The sequence below is a fragment of the Brevibacillus sp. SIMBA_040 genome (assembly GCF_046535075.1).
Classification (GTDB): Bacteria; Bacillota; Bacilli; order Brevibacillales; family Brevibacillaceae; genus Brevibacillus.
Genome location: NZ_JAWRXI010000017.1, coordinates 100,907 through 120,787, shown reverse-complemented (window position 1 = coordinate 120,787; position 19,881 = coordinate 100,907). Strand labels below are relative to the sequence as shown.

At 39.8% G+C, this 19,881-nt stretch carries 15 protein-coding genes; 14 read left to right on the top strand and 1 reads right to left on the bottom strand.

From position 1 onward, the window contains the following. Positions 1–146: 146 nt before the first annotated feature. The 14 genes from SB752_RS24545 (at position 147) to SB752_RS24480 (ending at position 18,661) form a co-directional block, all read left to right on the top strand. On the top strand, positions 147–974 hold the full coding sequence (locus SB752_RS24545) for a TnsA endonuclease N-terminal domain-containing protein (RefSeq protein ID WP_410718130.1): 828 nt from the start codon (positions 147–149) through the stop codon (positions 972–974). 12 nt (positions 975–986) lie between these two features. Beyond that, positions 987–3,188, top strand: a complete 2,202-nt coding sequence (locus tag SB752_RS24540) for a Mu transposase C-terminal domain-containing protein (protein WP_410718143.1) — start codon at positions 987–989, stop codon at positions 3,186–3,188. Next, positions 3,181–4,191, top strand: a complete 1,011-nt coding sequence (locus SB752_RS24535; protein WP_410718129.1) for an ATP-binding protein — start codon at positions 3,181–3,183, stop codon at positions 4,189–4,191. Before SB752_RS24540 ends, SB752_RS24535 begins: the two co-directional genes overlap by 8 nt. 15 nt (positions 4,192–4,206) lie before the next feature. After that, the gene (locus tag SB752_RS24530; protein ID WP_410718128.1) at positions 4,207–4,857 is read left to right on the top strand and encodes a hypothetical protein; all 651 of its coding nucleotides are present in this window, start codon (positions 4,207–4,209) and stop codon (positions 4,855–4,857) included. Positions 4,858–4,867: 10 nt separating this feature from the next. Continuing rightward, complete coding sequence (locus tag SB752_RS24525; protein WP_410718127.1) at positions 4,868–6,637, top strand: TnsD family Tn7-like transposition protein; 1,770 nt, start codon at positions 4,868–4,870, stop codon at positions 6,635–6,637. Beyond that, positions 6,625–8,238: a Tn7-like element transposition protein TnsE gene (locus SB752_RS24520; RefSeq protein WP_410718126.1), complete on the top strand. Its 1,614-nt coding sequence runs from the start codon at positions 6,625–6,627 to the stop codon at positions 8,236–8,238. The genes SB752_RS24525 and SB752_RS24520 overlap by 13 nt, the downstream gene beginning before the upstream one ends. 166 nt (positions 8,239–8,404) lie before the next feature. Beyond that, on the top strand, positions 8,405–10,414 hold the full coding sequence (locus SB752_RS24515) for an AAA family ATPase (protein WP_410718125.1): 2,010 nt from the start codon (positions 8,405–8,407) through the stop codon (positions 10,412–10,414). A gap of 1 nt (position 10,415) precedes the next feature. Then, positions 10,416–11,057 (top strand): hypothetical protein, encoded by a 642-nt coding sequence (locus SB752_RS24510; RefSeq protein WP_410718124.1) that lies wholly within the window; start codon positions 10,416–10,418, stop codon positions 11,055–11,057. Beyond that, positions 11,057–12,181: a hypothetical protein gene (locus SB752_RS24505; protein ID WP_410718123.1), complete on the top strand. Its 1,125-nt coding sequence runs from the start codon at positions 11,057–11,059 to the stop codon at positions 12,179–12,181. Before SB752_RS24510 ends, SB752_RS24505 begins: the two co-directional genes overlap by 1 nt. Positions 12,182–12,338: 157 nt before the next feature. Then, positions 12,339–13,634, top strand: coding sequence for a hypothetical protein (locus SB752_RS24500; protein WP_410718122.1), 1,296 nt, complete (start codon positions 12,339–12,341; stop codon positions 13,632–13,634). Positions 13,635–13,870: 236 nt separating this feature from the next. Further along, entirely contained in the window at positions 13,871–16,000 is a 2,130-nt protein-coding gene (locus tag SB752_RS24495) for a P-loop NTPase family protein (protein WP_410718121.1), read from the top strand. A gap of 306 nt (positions 16,001–16,306) precedes the next feature. Further along, the gene (locus SB752_RS24490; protein ID WP_410718120.1) at positions 16,307–16,648 is read left to right on the top strand and encodes a helix-turn-helix domain-containing protein; all 342 of its coding nucleotides are present in this window, start codon (positions 16,307–16,309) and stop codon (positions 16,646–16,648) included. Positions 16,649–17,094: 446 nt separating this feature from the next. Next, positions 17,095–17,871, top strand: a complete 777-nt coding sequence (locus SB752_RS24485; RefSeq protein ID WP_410718119.1) for a GNAT family N-acetyltransferase — start codon at positions 17,095–17,097, stop codon at positions 17,869–17,871. Positions 17,872–18,181: 310 nt separating this feature from the next. Next, positions 18,182–18,661, top strand: coding sequence for a hypothetical protein (locus SB752_RS24480; RefSeq protein ID WP_410718118.1), 480 nt, complete (start codon positions 18,182–18,184; stop codon positions 18,659–18,661). A 228-nt stretch (positions 18,662–18,889) separates the two neighbouring features. Here the strand turns inward: SB752_RS24480 and SB752_RS24475 are convergent, their stop codons facing one another. Beyond that, a complete protein-coding gene (locus SB752_RS24475; RefSeq protein WP_410718117.1) occupies positions 18,890–19,810 on the bottom strand; it encodes a DMT family transporter in 921 nt (306 codons plus the stop codon). Positions 19,811–19,881: the final 71 nt, after the last annotated feature.

The window sequence follows — 19,881 nt, the reverse complement described above, 5'->3', positions numbered from 1 at the left end:
AGACTGAGCGAATGGGTTATTATGGTAGTAACAGCTCTACTATTACGTCAACAGATCCTACAGCATAGACTTACATCATGACTCCATTTTGGGGCTGCCTTCGGGTAGCTCCTTTTTATTTTTGGAAATGAGTTAGGAGTGAGCAAATGGCCAAGCGCAAACGGCAAATCACCGGTGCCAAGATTGAAAAGTATATTAAAGAAGGTAGGGGTCAAGGTATCGGTAAAGACTATCTGCCTTGGTTGGAGATACAAGATGTTCCATCTGATGGAAGAGCAACTCGCGGTAAAGGATGGACAACCAATCGACGGCATGAATTTATGTCGGACCTCGAAAGAGATTACTTCTACATCCTTGATTTTTCTGATGAGGTCACTGATATACGGGAACAGTATCCTCTTCTTCCACTTGAGGAAACAATGATAATTGCAGAGGAAATCGGTGTGAAGCATCCCATGATTCGACATACGGGAGAGCCGGTCGTGATGACTACAGATTTTCTAATTACTGTAGGAAACAAAGATGTGGCTAGAACAGTTAAACCCGCCGCAGAGTTGGAAGATAAACGTACGATTGAGAAGTTTGAGATCGAGCGGAGATACTGGGAAAGCCGCCATGTCGATTGGGGGATTATTACCGATCTGGACATCCCTGATTATTTTGTACGTAATATCGAGTGGGTCCACAAGGAGTTTCACAATGAAGACGTTCCGGACTTTGGCCCCTTTGTCATTAATCAACTCCAAAGCATGTTGGCAAAACATTTGGTAGACGGCGAAACGATTGCTCGTTCGTGCTTGGTGTGTGACGAGCAACTTGGTTTGGAAGTCGGAATGTCATTAGCGCTATTCAGGCATTTTATTGCGAGGAAGATTTGGACTGTAAACATGAATGAACGAATTGTACCAACGTTAAAAGCGAAGGACTTTCAGATTAACGAGTCTTTTCGTTCCGTTCAAGCCAAAGGAGGTTAAAGCTTGGTGGCGATGATATTTGAAAATATGGTTTTAGAGTGGTATTCAGAGGAATCTGATTCTCGCTATATAGAGAGAATTTTATGGTTGTCACCAAACAGAGAGCTTGTTTTCAGTATTGAGATGGATAATGAAAAAGCGCTCCCGATCATGAAAACCTATACGGAATGTATGGCAGGACTAGATGCAAAATTATGCAAACAAATAGATTGGATTAACGATAGTGTCCCTTTGACAGAAGATACCCTTGAGGAAGAACACGTCCAATTGCGGGAAAAAGCTTGGGAAGCAATCAAGGATATTGTAATGGCAGAACCGGATTGTTTTGATAGTAAGTTGCGTGGAGTCCTGGTTCGAGAAGCACAGTCAAAAACTGGACTTCATAAAAGCACGATTTATCGTTATATACGTCGGTATTGGCAAGGAGGGAAGATAAAGAACGCACTCCTCCCCTTCTATAATAACTGTGGTAAACCGGGCGCTGATCGAGGAACGAGTGAGAAGAAACGTGGACGACCACGTAAATTAGAAAATGAGCCTGTCGGTATCAATATAGATGAGGATGTAAGACAGTTATTCCGTTCAGGCATTCGATTATTTTATAACTCAAAAGACAAGGCACCATTAACACGTGTATATCAAAAAACACTGGAGAAGTTCTTTGTAACGGGATACAGGCAGGATGGCCAGGCGATGATCCCTATCCTCCCTCCTGATGACAAACTGCCTACGTTCGGACAATTTCGTTACTGGGCATCGAAAGAAATGGATTTGGAAGAAAGTCTGATTAAGCGATTGGGCAAGAAAAAATTCGAGACAAGCTTCCGTCCCATTCTAGGAAGCTCAACTCAAGAATCGTTTGGTCCTGGCTCTCGATTTCAAATTGATGCAACGATCGCGGATGTTTTTCTAGTGAGTGAATACCGACGAGACTGGGTCATTGGGAGACCAGTCATCTACATCGTTGTGGATGTGTTTAGTAGGTACATTGCAGGGATATATATCGGTTTGGAAGGTCCAAGCTGGATTGGGGCTATGATGGCCCTTGCGAATACTACTGCGGATAAGGTGGAGTATTGCGCGCAGTATGGCATTGACATAGACCCAGAGGACTGGATATGCAGTCACTTACCTCAAAAACTAACAGCTGACCGCGGAGAATTGGAAGGCAAAAAACCGACCCATCTAATTGATGTTCTAGGTGTAGATGTAGAGAACGCTTCCCCATATAGAGCCGATTGGAAAGGAATTGTAGAACAGCAATTTCGGCTCCTCAACGTGCGTTCTGTAAGGTTTGTTCCCGGTGCAATTACAGAACGGCAACGCGAGCGTGGTCAACGAGATTATCGGCTGGATGCCAAGCTTACTTTACGCGAGTTTACCCAAATTATTATTCGGAATGTCCTCTATCATAACAACCAGCATCATATGCAGTGGTATGACCGTAATGAATTCATGATCGCTGATGAGGTGTTACCCATCCCTCGAGATTTGTGGTTGTGGGGAATCATTAATCGGAACGGACGGTTAAAAAAGCAGCCTGAGAATATCGTAAAACTAAATCTCATGTACCATGGTGAAGCGACAGTGACAGCTGCGGGAATTCAATTCAAAGGGATGCACTACGGTTGTGATTTGGCTCTTCGTGAGCAGTGGTTTATCAAAGCAAGAGCAGGAAAAACCTGGCGTGTGAAGGTTTGCTATGATCCTCGGACAACCAATGAGATTTATTTGTGGCTGGAAGAAGGGCGTGGATATGAGACGTGTACACTTCTTGATCGAGAAGAACGCTACCGTGATAAACGCTTTGAGGAAGTCGAGGATCTCCTGGAAATTGAAAAATATCAAGGACGAATACAAGAAGTAAGTAATCTCAGAGCGAAGATTGAACTAGATGCCCATACAAAAGCCATTGTAGATGAAGCCTCAAGAAAGACGGATGAGGCTATTGAGAATAGCTCCGAAAGTAAAACTCAGCGATTAAAAAATACACGATCACGCAGATCAAATGAAAAAGAACTCAATCGACCACGAGAGGCATTTCGACTTTCCGAGACGGTGCAAGATCAAACACATACAGAAACCAACTCTAATGTAATACAGCTACATCAAGCTCCGATCCCAGATAATCCAAAGAATGAGTACATTCCAGCAGCAGATAAGTTATCGAAAATAAAAGCATTCATGCTTGAAGATGGTGAAGAAGATGAGTGATTTTGATTTTCCGATATTTCATATTAGCCGTGGTGTGTTTATGGAAGCAGAATATCAAGATCCGCTGTTAGAGGATTATCAGAACAATCCTTTGCTTGAGGCACTCCCACCCATTTGGGATGAAAAAACGGTTGTTCAAAAGCTTGCATCGAAACCATTATATAAGTCCTCGGAACGAAACTTGCCGGTACACCTACGGTTGCATTGCGTTCAACGAATATCGCGGGACTTCTTCCAGCCCTTGTCGAAGCATCTCGAATTAGAGCAAAGCCTCTCACGCCTTATTCGTGACGGATATGTGGGGCGAAACCCAATGACCCCAAATTACGCATTCAGAGCACGAAAAGATGCATATGAACTGATCACGAAGGGGATGACAAATGGTTACCCAGTAAACACGCCTACTTCAGCTGGATTTGCACTTGTAGGAATATCAGGTATTGGCAAATCCAGCACTTTACTTCGTATTTTGCAAATGTACCCACAGGTAATCATTCATCGGAAATACAAAGGCCAGGATGTTCCTGCACCATATCAAGTTGTGTGGTTGAAAATTGACTGCCCACATGATGGCTCCATCCGTGGGCTCTGTTTAAACTTTTTGTTGGCGATGGATCGTTTGGTTGGCTCCAAATACTTCAAAAAAAATGCTACCAAATCGCCTGATGAACTGCTGCCGATTATGGCGCAAGCTGCAGCAGTTCATTGCCTTGGGGTTCTTGTTATTGATGAAATTCAGAACTTAGAAGAAGCAAAAGATGATCGGGCCTCCCAAATGCTAAATTTCCTCGTGCAATTAGTCAATACTATCGGTTTGCCTGTCGTGACTGTTGGTACATATAAAGCATTGCCTGTACTGAACGGAGAATTTCGCAACGCCCGCCGAGCAAGTGGTCAAGGTGATGCGACTTGGCACCATCTTAAAAAAGACGAGGAATGGGATTGGTTACTGCAGGGGCTTTGGAAATATCAATGGACGAACAATAAAGTTGAACTGGATTAGACATTCATAGACGTCATGTTTGAGGAATCTCAGGGGATTACGGATGTTGCTGTAAAGCTGTTCATGTTGACCCAATGGAGAGCCCTAGATAAAGAAATGAACCAGATTACGACGGAATTGATTCGATCAGTTGCGAAGGACCGGTTAACATTGATTCGTCCTGCGCTGGAAGCATTAAGGTCTGGCAAAAAGAAAGAAATTGAGAAGTTTGGGGACATTTATTCAAGTGTATCTATAGACGATTACTTATCCAGAATTGAAGCGGAACAAAAACAAGCGGAACGACTGGTGATTATCCGGAATGAACTTGGGTATGATCTGTTGGAGCAAACCTCGAATGAAATTAGTGCTTGGTTAGTCGGTGCTGGGGTGGAAAAGACGCTTGCGGATCGCTGCGCCAAAGAAGTAGCACAGCTCTATATGAATGAGTTTGATACGGTGGATCTCCATCAGGAAGCTCTTAAACTTGCTCTTAAAAAACAAACAGCTACAGAAAAAGCCAATCCCATTCCTAAGTCGAGGAGAACAGGATCGAAACCCCCCGGAGCTACAGAGCCTAATGATTTGCGATTAGTCGTTGCCCAAGGGAAGAAGAAAAAAATCCCTGCTTATGAGGCATTAAAAATTGCCACGTATGTAAAGAACCCATTGGAGTTCTCAGGATAGGAGGTGAAACATGTTATCAGCTTTCCCCAGACCATATCCAGATGAGTTGCTATACAGCGTACTCACTCGTTATCATGTTCGAACCAGCAATTCCAGCCCAAGATGGACATTAAAAGAATTGTTCGAAACGGATAAGGTAATTCCTACGATTGACTTACCTAGTCATTTAGAACGCTTCTCGCAGATAGTCTCTCATTTGGGAATTTCATCAGATGACTGGATCGATCATCATACACTTTACCCTCTGTATGCTCCCTTCTTGCCTGAGTATCGAGCCGTACGATTAAGAAAACTAATGAAGGAGGGTGATGGTTCCGGAATTCATGCGTACGTCGGAATAACAGCAAGCTTGGTGGCAAGAAGAGATAAATTGCTCTACTGTCCTTCGTGCTATACCGAGGATATACAACAGCATGGAGAGCCATATTGGCACCGGATTCACCAAGTGCCAGGGGTATTCTATTGTCCTTTCCATAAAGTTGCACTTCATAAGATTATAGAACCAGTTGCTGATCGACATGGATTAACGATTTTGCCCATCGCTAAAAGCATGTTCACTTCTACTCCTATCATTGAATCCACTTCAGTAGAAGTGGCTGAGAAGCTGTGTGAACTGACTAATGACATTTGTTCATTGATACAGATGAAGGTCTTTTCCTCTCTCTATCAGTCCAAGCAAATACTACTTCCTCAGCTGCATAGGCGGGGATATGTGACTGCCTCATCAAGAATTCGACAACAATTACTAGCCAAGCACTTTAAAGACTTTCATGGAGACGAACTATTAGAGATACTAGACAGTGCTTTTTTGGAAAACCATGAATCATCGTGGCTTACGTTTTCTACTCGTAAAGAGCGGAGATCGATACATCCGATTCGACAGTTACTACTTATAAGGTTTCTTTACGGCTCTTTCCAATCTTTTGTTTCTCAGCCGGACAAAATATACTCTCCTTTTGGGAATGCTCTATGGCCATGTTTAAACAAAGCTGCTGATCATTTTAGGGAGCGTATTGTCCAGGAATGCCAAATAACGAGATGTTCAGTTACAGGGCGTCCAGTTGGAACATTCTTCTGTGATTGTGGTTTTATCTATTCAAGACGAGGACCGGATGCAAGTATTGAGGATAAGTATAAGAGAGGCAGGATAAAAGCATTCGGCCATGTTTGGTTTGAAAAATTACAGTGTTGTTTGCAAGAGGGGCTCTCCTACCGCGCGATTGCAAAAATTCTTGGAGTTGATACCCATACAGTAATAAAGTACGCCGGTTACACAACTCCTCACTCAAACGAATACGTTCGAGAGCCAAGAAAAAATGTGAAGAAGCAATCAAAACCGAGCGAAAATAAATCTGTCTTATACCAACGAGTAGATTGGGAAAAGCGTGATTTGCAACTTAGTTGGAACGTCGAGGAAGAATGTAGAAAACTTCTTGAGGAAAGCGATAAAAAGCCCATCAAAATTTGTGTTAGAACTATTGGTAAGTGTATAGGAAGGTTAGCTTGGTTGGAGAAATCCAAACAGAAGCTCCCTATAACGATGTCCATTTTAACCAAATACCTAGAGTCAGACGCTCAATTTCAAATTCGCAGAGTTAGATGGGCTGCGCAAATGATGAGAGACGAATGGCCACTTAAACGGTGGAAGATCGAAAAAATGGCTGGTCTCAATCCAGGTTACGGGAATGAAGTTCTGGATGAGATCAATCGATGCATCGCTCTAACCCCAATCACTGAACATCTATCTTCTCATGGGGAGGGTGAAGTATGGGTTCATTAACACTCCGATCATGGCCCTTTTCAAATAATGAGCCCGTAGAACTCGTATGGTTCGGCTCACCTTTTCTTGACTACCGCGGAAACTGGCGAATAAAAGTCGTTTTCCGTGATAGCCGCGGTGCTTTAAAAATTGAATCTTATCCATGGGGTACCCTGCCTTACTTACGCTTAGGGCAGGTTTATGTAAATGGTGAAACAGATCCAGTCAAACCTTTGAGTGGATCTGGGTATGTAGTTAAAGTGGATCAATTAAGCCAAGGTGTTAAAGGAATTGGATTTGATTTGCCTATAAGGCTAATTAGCTTCGATAAGAAACCGGATTTAGGCTTGCAAAAAATCATTAAATTCCAATCAGATGGTAAAGTCTTTTGTATACCCATTATGGAACTGATCCGTGCCTTGTTTATTAACTCTAGACACCTCGCTTACTATTTGATGCAGCCGCACGGGATTGATTTGTTAGTGGATAGATGTGAATACAGAGGAAAAACATTATGGTTTGATATGAGCCAGCGTGTTCCAGTTAAGATGGCTCATGAGAATAATGCAAGGCATTTGTCTTGGATATATTGCGATCCGGCAATCCGAACAATGTGGGATTCTGTATACCAATTGATGTTTGCTTCAGCCGTAAAGGATTCACCTCTTGATCCAACTGCTCGAATGAAAAGTGGTATTCCTCTCGATATTGAGTTGTCACATACAGGCCCAATTGAAATGTATGTCCGAGGAATTGCTTTCATGGACCATATACTCGTACAGGAGATCATTGGATTTAGTGGATTTCAACATCCTGCAAAGGAGATTAATTTTTGGCATCCTTCAAAGAAACGCCGTGAATCTGTGTACGCAGATAAAAAGGTTAGGGTTTCCACAAAGCCTGATAGTGATGAGTACATATTGAATGATCGTAGTGTCCAGGCCAAAGAAGATTCTCACCAAGATGTGATTGAAGCACCGCCTACCTATCTTCGTTTTTCTAACTCCCCAAAAGTAACGATAAGGCAGGAAGGGATTCAAAGGACCAATACAGGGGATGATCTCATCGTTAAGCCGGGCAAAGGTGGTAAAAACGTAGGAGCACCTGAGGAGGTCAGTACTCAGGACTCTGTTGTTGGTGGAGATACTCCCCCGATTGAATTCCAGACGATTGAGACGATACCCATTACAGAGGCAATCGGACTGGAGGCATTTTTTGAGATGATTCAATTCTTTAAGAGTGTCTTTGCAGGAGAAGTTCGGATGTCCCTGTTACGAGTTCCTCTTGGAAAAAGATTTTCTGTATGTTCAAATGGATCGCGTCGGACTTGCGCTATCGTCCAAACCATTATTGGTATCACCACAAACTATATTATTGAAGTTGCCAGGCCCGATGCTTGGTCCATATCGACTTTAATTCTTCAATCAGCTCAACAGACGTCAATAATAGCTATCGAACGTTACATCAACTTGCTTCTTGACGGATTGATCGAAAAAAGTGGTCATTGGGATCAAGACGTTTTAAACCGATGTATTGACCTTAAAGTTATCAAGGTTAAGCATTATCAAAGTGATTCGATAAGAGATTGGGCGTACCGAATTGTCGCGAAATTATCAAGCTAAAAGTTAGAATCAGTAGTGTATTCTGTTACCTTGTCAATTTTTGTTTTATTAGAATACCATTTGTTTTATCGGGGGAGGAATTAGGACTAGAGGCTCAGAACTATTAACTCAGTTGCATTTATTATTTTGCCAAAGTAATAAGGGTCCAACCTGATTGGAGGTTAATATGAACAAGAAAATGTTACCAAGACTAACATCGATTAAAGTAGAACACTACTCACTATATAAGCAATCCCCTACTTTTGAGTTCTCGTTTTTGGATGGGTTAAGCGCAATTATTGGTGGTAACGGAATAGGAAAAACAACGTTTGTTGAATTGGTTTTGTATTGTTTGTTAGGGCATCGGAAAATATACAAGGTTGCAGGTAAAAAGAAGGTCAAAACGAAAGAGAAGATTGTTGATCCAAACTTTTTCATATCGAGAATGGATGATTCTTATGAGCGTAATACGGAGGCTAGTGCATTTTTGGAATTTTTAATTTCTGGGAATAAGATTGTGGTTGGGCGGAATTTATATTTAAATAAAATAATTTACTTGAATGTAAATAACGAAGAGTTGACAGGAAACATTGGTGATGAGCATTATGAAAATCTTATCTTAAAATTTACTGGGTTTGGTAGTTTTCAGGCCTTTGACGATATTGTAAGAAAGTTCTTGTTCTTTGACGAGGGACGCAAAAATATTGCGTGGGATCCAGATATTCAAGATGAGCTTCTTAGAATCCTTTTTTTTGATGAGGAATACTTGAGCAAGTTTGATCATTTAGAAGAAGAAGTTGTCCATTTGGATACTAGTGGACGACATAAGAGTGAGGACAAACGTGTAGAAAAGGGATCTTTGGATGGGTTGATTGAGGAAAGGCGTAAGCTATATCAGGAGTTGATCCCAGATACAGAAATGGATGAGGGTGACGTAGTAAAAATTATTGAACAGAAAAGTGAAGTTGAGCAAGAACGTGATGAACTTCAGATTGAATTAGAGGAAACCATCGAAATGTTCGAAGAGATAAACAGGAATCTTAATAACGTAATTGGTGAAAAAAATGAACTATTAATGATTGTTGAAGCTATTAATAATGATATTGCCAAACTTGAGGCGAAACTTTTTTCAAGTATATATAATCGATTACCGGAATACTACCTTTCCTTAGAACGGGTTTTATCTGTCGAAGGGAAATGTTTAGCATGTGGATCAAAGAGCAAAGAAATTCGGGAAGTTGCACTAATGCACAAGCATAATAATGAGTGCATAATATGTTCTTCACAACTACAAGATGTTGGTGAATATGATCCAAATATTATTGATCAGGTAAATGCAGAATCTGCTAAAAGAACTGAACTTACGATCAAGGCAAAAAATAAAGAACTGCAGATCACTGAATTAACGGAAAGTCTTAATGCAATCAATAGCCGTATCCAATTAATTAGAGAACAACTCAATATAAAGCATAGAGAAATAATTTATATTGACTCTTTGCTAGCAAAAAACAACTTGGCTCATGGAGCCGATACATACTCACAAATCATTGAGGTGAAGCAAAAGAGGATTGAAGAATTAGGGAGGGAAGTTGAAGAAATTTATAGAATGAGGGATGCTAAAAAAGCTGAGCTAAAACGACTACATAATGAATTTGCAAATCTATTGGTTAGATTAAATAAGCACCTATCTCTGTATTTTAATAAATATGCAAGTACATTTCTGGGATTTGATTGTGAATTAGTTGTAGAATCAAGAACAATAAATAAGATACCTCACGTCCAATACTTGCCAAAGCTCAGAGGTAGTATTAGGGAAGGAATCACATCGGTCTCAGAGTCCCAACGTTTTTTTCTAGACCAAGCATTTAGAATGGCCATTATTGATTATCTTCAAGATAACATAGATGGATTTAGGACGTTTTTTATTACCGAAACACCAGAGGGTAGTTTGGATATAGTGTACGAAACCCAGGTAGCTGAAATGTTCAACTTGTTCGCGAAATCATCAAACAACATTATATTCACTTCAAACTTAAACAGTTCAAATTTTTTATTGAAGTTGTATGAAAAAATGAATCTGGCAGAGAGAAGGGCTAGAACATTAAATTTATTGGATAAAGGGAATCCAACTAAACTACAAAGGGAAAGTAAAGATCTTGCTAGACTACATGATCTCATATTAGGAAGTGAAATATAGAATGGCAGATACTAGTATAGTGATGAAAAATGATCTCCTGTTAATATCATACTTTATGGATGAAAATGGGTGGTCAGGCGCGAATAAATCAAGTTTTCAACGCGTGTTATATTTCTCAGCAGCTCTTTCACCAATTTTTTTAAGTCATGAACCTTGGGCGTATAGTTTTTCTAATACTTTATTTGGCCCATATAACAATGAAGTCAGTATACAAATAAACGATCTACATACAAGGGGCTTTTTGAGTCTAGAGGAACGAAAGGTATACGCAAATAGAATAGAAGAGAGATACTCTATCTCCGATGAAGGCAGAAGCATTTGTAAAGATAGATTGTTTTTAGTGAGTACATTAGAAAAGAAAATAATATGGTTTTCAATATTAGTCAAAGCATTGAGTATCTATGGAGAAGATTTCCTTTCTAAGTTGGTAAAAGAAGATCCGAATGTACATTATCAGAATGCTATGAATAAACGATCGAAGATAATCACTGACGAAAGTGCTGAGAATTTATCAAAGGAGTTTTTTAATTTCATAAAATCCAAGGGTAAGTCAGATTTAAATATTGAGTTATCAAGTGATCAAGATTATCTCCTTTTGTTTTTTGATGTGTTATACCAAAAATACAAAGGGGGTCGTGAATAGTGGATTTTGGTGATTATTCGCTAGAACTTACACAAGTATACCAAAAAAACCCCCTAGTAAAATTACAGGAGCTTTATGATAACGGAGAAATTACAATAGAGCCTAGGAAATTGTTTCAGTTGATTATATCCGTTCGTAAAAAGTGGGAGGAGTACAAACAATACGATGTGCAGTGTGGAATAATAATAAGTAACGATTTAAAAGGCGATCATAAGAGTAATATCCATGCGTACAACTATAAAACAGATTTTTCTAGAGTCATACAATCTAGAGATGAGAAATCTATCCTTTATTATGTGGACCAAGATGGCTCTATTATTAAGTCTGAATTTGTAACAGAACAATTGAACTATCTGTCCTTGGTTGAATACTCAAAACACAATAGTAGTGTTTGTTTATATTTGGGAATTCAAGGAATTGATGTGTTAATTAACGGTGTACCATTTGAGAGTGGGAATCGATTAGACAACTATTCGGATGTAATTAATGTTAAGACTTTAGTGGATATCTCGCATTACAAGGACTTATTAGAGCGATTCTTCAATGAGAAAGTACAATATGATACATTCAAACATTATTTTGTTTATAAGAATGAACTCCCGAAAAGTCTGTATGGCTTATTAGATAAGCACCCTAAGCTTTTGAAGGTCAAGCCAGAAGAAAGATTTCAACGAGAACTTGAGTACTTTCTACGGGAGAACTGTCGGGATCAAGTTTTAACTGAGGTTCGAAATAAGTTTGGAGAAAGATATGATGTATGGATCGCAACTAGAGACGATAAATTATATGTGTTTGAAATAAAGTGGTTAGGTAAGTCAATAACGGCTGAAGGGAATGTATTTAGAGAGTATGATGATCCGGAACGGGCAATCGAAGGCGCTTATCAATTGAAAAAATACGTCGACGATCGTGAATCATATTCAAAAATAATAGGTGGAGATTTCAGAATCTATTGTGGTGTCTTATTAATCTACGACGCTAGGGAAAATATGAGTACATTGACATCCCCTCCAGAGTTTGATCAATACCCACAAATAGACCTATCGCAGCATTATAAAATGGAAAAGGATAACATACCAGCCAGCCAGCACTATAGTCGAGTAATAAAGACTAAAACAATATAATAAAAATGGGGGTAAGGATAGATTAATTTAATATTAATCTACAGTCCTTACCCTTTTTCATTGACAAAACTAACTATTTATTGCAGCAGCTATTCCGGAATCTCTTCAGATTTGGTACAATCAATTAATAAGAGATTCTTTTAGGAAGGCGAGTGTAATGTTATCTTTCAATGCAGCAAAAATAGCAAATTGGTCTGAAGAATACTTAAATTTTGTTAACGCAAACAAAAATAAAAAAAAATCAGTCAATAGATGGTACCCAATACTTGAGGGTTTTTCACATAGTTTTGTTGAGTCAATTATTAAAGAACAAAAAGCTGGTCCCATTACTTGTTTGGATCCATTCTCAGGTGGGGGCACAACACCACTAACATCTCAAGAGTTGGGTTTGAGATGCCATTCATTTGAGATAAGTCCTTTTATGAGTCAAGTATGTAGGGCGAAATTAAGAAATGATTATTCGTCAATGGAGTTTATTGAGGTAGTGGAACTTATTCAACGATATTTGAAGGAAGGTATAAAACATAATTATCAAATTGGCCTTAAAACCATTAAAAAGAATAAAAAGCTAGAAAAATGGTTGTTTCATAAGGCAGCTTATGATGCATTACTTAATATTCGAGAAGCGATCGATGTAGCTTGCATACAATACCCTAAATATTACGATATACTTTATGTTGCTTTGGGTTCAATGATGTTACATTTTAGCAATGTAATTAGAGATGGTAAAGCATTAAAGTATAAACTTGGTTGGGAAAATAAATTTGTTAGAAAACAAAATGTATATAACACGTTTATAGAAAGATGTATCAAAAGCGTTCTCCCGGATATAATTCAAGTTGAAGGAAAGGAGAGAAAAGTAAATAATATTGATTTTTTTATGTCAGGTGATTGCAGAGAATTGGTGGATACTCTCGAGAACGATTCAATAGATATTGTAATTACTTCTCCCCCATATCTAAATTCTAGGGATTACACAGATTCCCATATGATTGAATTATGGATGTTAGGGCATGTACAAAGCTACGAAGATGTTAGGGAATTACGTAGAAGAACAATGAGATCGCATGTACAAGTGAAATGGGGAGAGATTCCCCTTCCTAGTAGTAAGATATTGGAGAATAGGATTGAAAAAGTTCTAAAATATGAAAAGCAGTTTTGGAACAAGGGCATTCCAAGCATGATAACGGGTTATTTTTGCGATCTTGAAGTACTACTCAGGAAGTTGAAAGCAAAAGTAAAGGTCGGTGGGAAATTATTCATTAATGTGGCGAATTCATCGTATTTTGGTGTAGTAATTGAAACGGATCGTATTATTGAGGAGATTTCAAATAATTTAGGATACAAAGTTCGTGAGATTCGATTAGCAAGAAAAATTAAAACAAGCAGCCAGCAATATGAAAAAGTTAAATGGTTAAGGGAAACAGTCGTTGTTTTAGAAGTTGTAGATTAATGCGATAAAAAATCCTGTTGACAAGAAAAGGAAAGTTATTAGAATATAAATTATAACATGGGAAGCGGTTTACTGTATGTCCTTGACGGGACAGAACAACCTACGCTGACTAGAAATGATCGTGAACAGTCATATCTTCGCCCTCTTTTGGGGCGATGTATGTATTGTCCGCACTTTCTACTTAGGTAGGAGTGCGGCTTTTTCATGTTGTAAATCAAAATTGGGGTGATTTACTTATGGAAAATCTAATGACTGGTAATGGACTATTGCTTTTAAGTCCAGATGTGCGAACAGTTGAAAAGGTTGGTTCAACTGGTTCAGGGAAAACTTACGTTGATCTACTTTTGACAACTACACCGGCCTTCAAAGTACTTTCTTTATCCGTAGGTGAGGGTAGCGCGACATTACGTGACCAAACTAAAGTGTTTACGGATAGGTTAAATGATCAGATTGTGGTAGCGGCTAAATTAAGTGAAGAAATATATACATGGGCTCAATTAATTGAAATGTATTTGAAAGTTTTGACTAAGGTTATAAAAGCGAATTATAAGGATAATCAAGTTGAAAAACTAGACCAGATTAAAGATGAGCTCATTAATGGATTTATTGAAGCTTTAAACAGCACAAGAAACACAGAAGCCCAGCCTCGGTTATTAAGTGAAGAGCAACGTTATGAAGTTGCGGTTAAAATTTCTGAGTATTCAATAGGGTTCCTTAAGGATAAATTGCAAACAGTTTATTATGAGGCGAAAAACTCGCTTAAAGACCTTGAAGCAAAACCAAATTCGCGTAAGTTAGATGAGGCAATTAGTCAGCGGTTACAAATTGCGATTGATTATGAGATGCCTATTGTAGAAAAACTTAAAGCTTCGCATGACAACATTAATGCAGCTCTAAAAGAGTGTTTCTTCCAATATTTTACTGAAAATCAAATATCGAATGACAACTATTATTATTATATTATCGACCTTAAGCAAATCGAAATGAGTGATTTTTTCATTGAAGCAATGTTCTCAAATAATAACCTAAGTAACGGTAAAAGACTTTCGATTGAAGTCTTATGCTCCGATGTTGTTATTTATGCACCAATGAACGGTGAGACTATACGTCTAATTCGAGAGAATCCAGGAATGGAAAGGGTTCTGCAAGGAATGGATGGGTCACTCTCTCTAGGCATCAGGGATACAAGAGGAATGTATCACGAAAGTGCAGACCAGAAAAAAGAGTTAGATCATTTACAGGAGTTAATATATGACCGATCTTACGATGCGTTAATGCTGGTTTGTCCCGTATTTGGCGACAATAATCAATCGAAATTGCGGGAAGATATAAAAATGGTGTTGAGAAATTACAGTAAGCAAACCCCGATTATTATCCTTAATAATAAAGTTGATCTGCTAATAGATGACCGTTTTAAGGAATCTAATCAATTGCTGGATTTGTTTGAACTGGATGGGGCTCGAAGTTCATTTGAAATCTCTTTTAATGAAATAGAAACTGAAGTAAATGATCGTGTAAGTAACATACACCGAGAGTTTCAAGAAGCACAACAGAAACGAAACGGCGGTGTACTTGTGACTATCCCATGTTACTTAAAACCTCCAAGTACAATGAAAATCACTCAAGGGATATATGAAGCTTATGGACCTAAAAAAGCACTTCAATTAATTCTGTCAACGCTTACTGATGCACTTGTATCCAAGAGTGAGAAAGTTGATTTCTCCCTAAGTGTTCCGCTGGAAGGGGCCTTGCCTTTTGACATTAATAAGCAAACTATACGTGAGTGCATTATTGCAGCATGGGTCAACCCCAACAATTCTAAAAAAGTACAGCAACCTGCGTTGAAAAATATTGAGGACAACTTGGGTAAAACACCTCACGGAAAAGGATATAATGCTCTAGGTTATAATTATCTTCCTAAAGGGGCTGGGTGGACATCAATTATTGATGAGAACTACTTTATTAACTGCGAATCGTTTTCTATAACATTTCCTGCTAATCTTAGGAATTTTGTGACACCTGAACTATTAGGAAATATTATTGACAAGGCGGTTTCTTATTCAAGCGGTGGTTTTAATACTATAGAAGGAGAAAATAAATTTAAGGAGATTGTACAGTCACGTACTTTTAGAAGCAATATGTTTGTAGCAAATGTCCTTTTTGAAGACGCCTTTAAAAAGGCGGAAAAAGCGGGTTTCAGTTATTACATTCGTTTCAATAAATTCCTCGATATTTGTAGGAATTATTTTAAGACACCTGAAAAGCTTGAGCAAAATACTGCTTTCGAAGTTTACACAGAAGCACTAGCCAGAGAGCTTGAATATGCTCTAAGTTTGGCTTTCCGACTACACGTGTATCTGAAGTAATCAGAATTCGGTATGGCCAGTTTGAACAACTGGCCTCTATATTTAATATGAGAGTAGAGTCTAAAACATTATTTTTCTAGATTTTTAGATAAGCGACTATTAATACCAGCTTAGTCTAAAACTTATTTATCAAAAGCTGACGATTTTGAAACTGAAAAACCGCGTCAAATCAACAATTACAGTCTAAAACATTATTTTCATCGAACACGAGTGTCTGTTGATAAAAAAGTGTGGAACTCCTAGAATAGTCCCGATGATGCTTTGTTAGGTCATCGGGACTTCTTTATAAAGAAGGAGCTGTAGCCAATGTTAGGAGAGCGAATTAGGGAAATTAGAAAGAGAAATCAAATGAACCAAACTGAGTTTTCACAATTTATAGGTGTATCTCAGGGAACTCTGAGTGAGCTAGAACAGAACAAATATAATCCTTCACTAGAGACTATTCTCGCAATTATCAGTGTGTTTAGAATTGATGCAACATTGTTCTTATTTGGAAATGAAGCAAACGAGGACGGTATTATTGAGATTAGCGGAGAAATTAATATGCTGGATAATTCCTTAATCAAAAAGTTTAGTATGTTGTCAACGCGTGACCAGATGGAAATTGTAGATATTATTGAGTTAAAAAACGCCAAGAAGAATGATTGAAATTGTACAGATATGCGTAGTTTTTATTAGAGTAAATGTTTTCTGACGGACTATAATGTTGGACACACAGAAGCAAGCTTGATGCTTGCACCTTTTGTACTCAAGTTGTGCTGACAAGCGTGTTGGTATGAGACCTCATTGATAAACGTTAGTCCCCTAGATATGAACTTGATATTATTTAGAATATAGCACTTTGGAGATCAAAAAATTAGAGGGGGATGTGGCTTGTCGAATAGCCAAGAAAGGAACGGGCGAGATCAATTATTATTGTTTAGAGAAAATGAGTCTTAGATTGAGAAAATGTTAGACTGTGGAAATAATGATTGATGGAAACGGCGAGGCATTACGCTAACGGGCAGGTTAATTTCAATATATGATAATTTATAGACTGTGGTAAAAAGTTAAATCCAGTTTAATAACATAGATCGGCAAAGGAGCGCTGTGACATGAGCCAATTTGTGAGATCCGACATCCTGGCGGGCCTAGATGCGGAGCGCCGGGCGATGGGCACGCCGTCTTCCAGCGGTGACGTATTCGTGGAGCGTACTGAGGACGGATCGGAGTGCAGGATCGTGTTCGCCAGTTGTCTAACGGAGGAGATTGATGAACTGATCCGCCGGGAGAGGGACGCCGCGGTAGCCGGCGGCTATAGTCTTGAGTGGAAGTACTACGGCCACGACACGCCCGTAGACCTGCCCGAGCGGCTCGTCGCCGCCGAGTTCGAGGCCGACGACGAGGAGGAAGTGCTGGTTCTGCCGCTGGACGAGGCATCGCTGGCCACTTTCGGTGACGTCGATAGGTACGATATCAGGATCGTCCGGGACGAGCGCGACCTGGCCCACTACGCCGAGGTGTCCCGCGAGATTGGCAGGCGAAATGTGGAGGAAGAGCGGCGCGCGCTGGCTCTGAAGTTGCAGGAGAGTCTGGACGAGATGAGCATCCACATCGCCTACGTGGACGGCGAGCCCGTCGCCTGTGGGCGAGTCTACTTCCGAACCGGCGGGTCATACGCCGAACTGACCGGGGGCCGCACCAAGACCACACACCGGCGACAAGGCCATTTTACCGCGCTGGTCGCCTCGAGGTTGCAGGAAGCCCGTGACCGCGGTCGGACGCATGCTTTCGTCGACGCGCTGCCGACTTCCGCGCCGATTCTGCGCAAGCAAGGCTTCCAGTTCGTGACGCGGACGCAGCCGTTCGTGTTGAAGCAACCGCCGAAGTGAGTGGAACTTTGTTGCGCTAACGTACGATAGCACAAAGACGCAAGGCTGCCAGCATGATCGGCAGCCTGTTCAGCTATCGGGCAGCTATGCTAAATAACCTAGGCATGCTACAATGAAAGATTTTGGAATATATTAGGCGATTAATGTAGTTATTAGGTAGCGAGTGAAATGAGGCTGATTTCAACGGGAAAAAGAATATTCGTCATTGGTATTGTATGTGTCATTGGTGGTTAACCTTTTCTACGCTAAGAGCAGTATAACGTAACATATTGCAACTTCTTGCGTTAATGTTATTAGAGGGGGTGATGTAATGAGGTGTATTTCTTTTATTTTCCTAATACTGTGTTTTCTTATAAGTGGATGTAGTGGTGGCACTCATATCGATAAAAGAAGTAAATCAATGCGCTATGAGTTCACTGAACCTTTTAGATTCCCATTTGAAGTTAATGATGTTCGGACAGAGATCGCAATTGATAATCCAGATTCACTCCAACAATACGTATTTCATTATAAAAACAAGCAGACTAAACAAGAAATAAATTACATTTTAAGCAAGGTTATTGATAAACCAGAAGAAATATCAAAACAAGGCAAGCAGCTAGTGAAACTTAAAAATGGAGAACAAGCGTATTACGAAGAAGACGAGACGAGCCAATTAATATGGTGGGACGGTGAAAATGGTTTTTTAGCTCGATTTGTTTATTACATCAACGGTAATCGCGAGCAATTAGGTAGTAATAAATTAGCTCAATCCGACCTAATAGACTTAATTAATCAGGTTCAACAGTAAGGTTGGTTCCCCTTAAATTATTCGGTCACAATTAAACTAACGGGCTCGATAGTTGAATCAGGCAGCGGCAGTCTAGGACTTCTTTTCTTGTCCTAGGCTGCCGTTGTCTCATTATTCAGGATCAGTTTAAAACTTTATTTTCTTCGAACCTCAGAATCAATTAAGTGTCTGTATCCCTTTTGAATAAACTCTACATGCATTCCGTCATCGTGGAGATGGAAGATGTCGTCATACGTGGTCACTTCTCGCCTTCATATTCCCCACATGCTCTTTGTCCCGCTTTTTCAGTTTGAGGTTTACCAGTGCAACACCTATGATAATTAGAATGAGTCCCACCACCATCTTGGCAGTGATCGTTTCTCCCAAAAAGATAACGCTGATCACGATCGAAATAAGCGGGACCAGAAAATTAAACGAACCGATTTTTCCAGCATCGCCCGATCTGACAATCAGAAAAAAAATGAGCCAAGTTAATGCCGTACAGAAGATCGCAATAACCGACATCGTCGAGATGAACGACTGGTTCCAGACGATATCCGTCCAGTTTTCAACGGTAGTACCCGCAACCAACAATACAATTCCCCCAAAGATCATCTGAAGAGTAGTTAACCAGATCGCATCGACTCTAGTTGAGGTTTTCTTCATATAGATAGTACCGAACGTCCAAGTAATCGTGCTAGCTAAACCAAGCAAGATGCCGGCGGTCGAAATATTCCCAGAGCCATCGTTAATGCTGACAACAGCGACTCCAATGAAGCCGAGAATCAAGCCGATTATTTTGAAACCAGTCATAGATTCACCCAACCACAACCAAGCTCCGATACCGAGTAGAACGGGCTGCATGAACACAATCGTCGAAAACAAACCGGCCGGCATCATATTCAGTCCGATAGTTTGAAAGTAGAAAAAGAGAATGATGTTCAGCAATGCGGAAATCAGGTAGATCTGCCAAGTATCCTTCATATTAAGTTGTTTATAGCGTGGTATAGCAATAATAAGCAAAATGAGACCTCCGATAAAGATCCTCAAGCCAGCGAAAAGCAACGGTGGTGCGAATTCGAGTGCATATTTGGAAAGCGGCCAGTTCACCCCCCACAACGTAACTAATAACGCTAAAAGGATAAAAGTAAGTGTTCGCGAAAGTTGCATGTATCTACAGCTCCTTTGTCTGATGGTGCTTACTATGGTACAATAGCTTACTAGATAAATAAAATGCATGT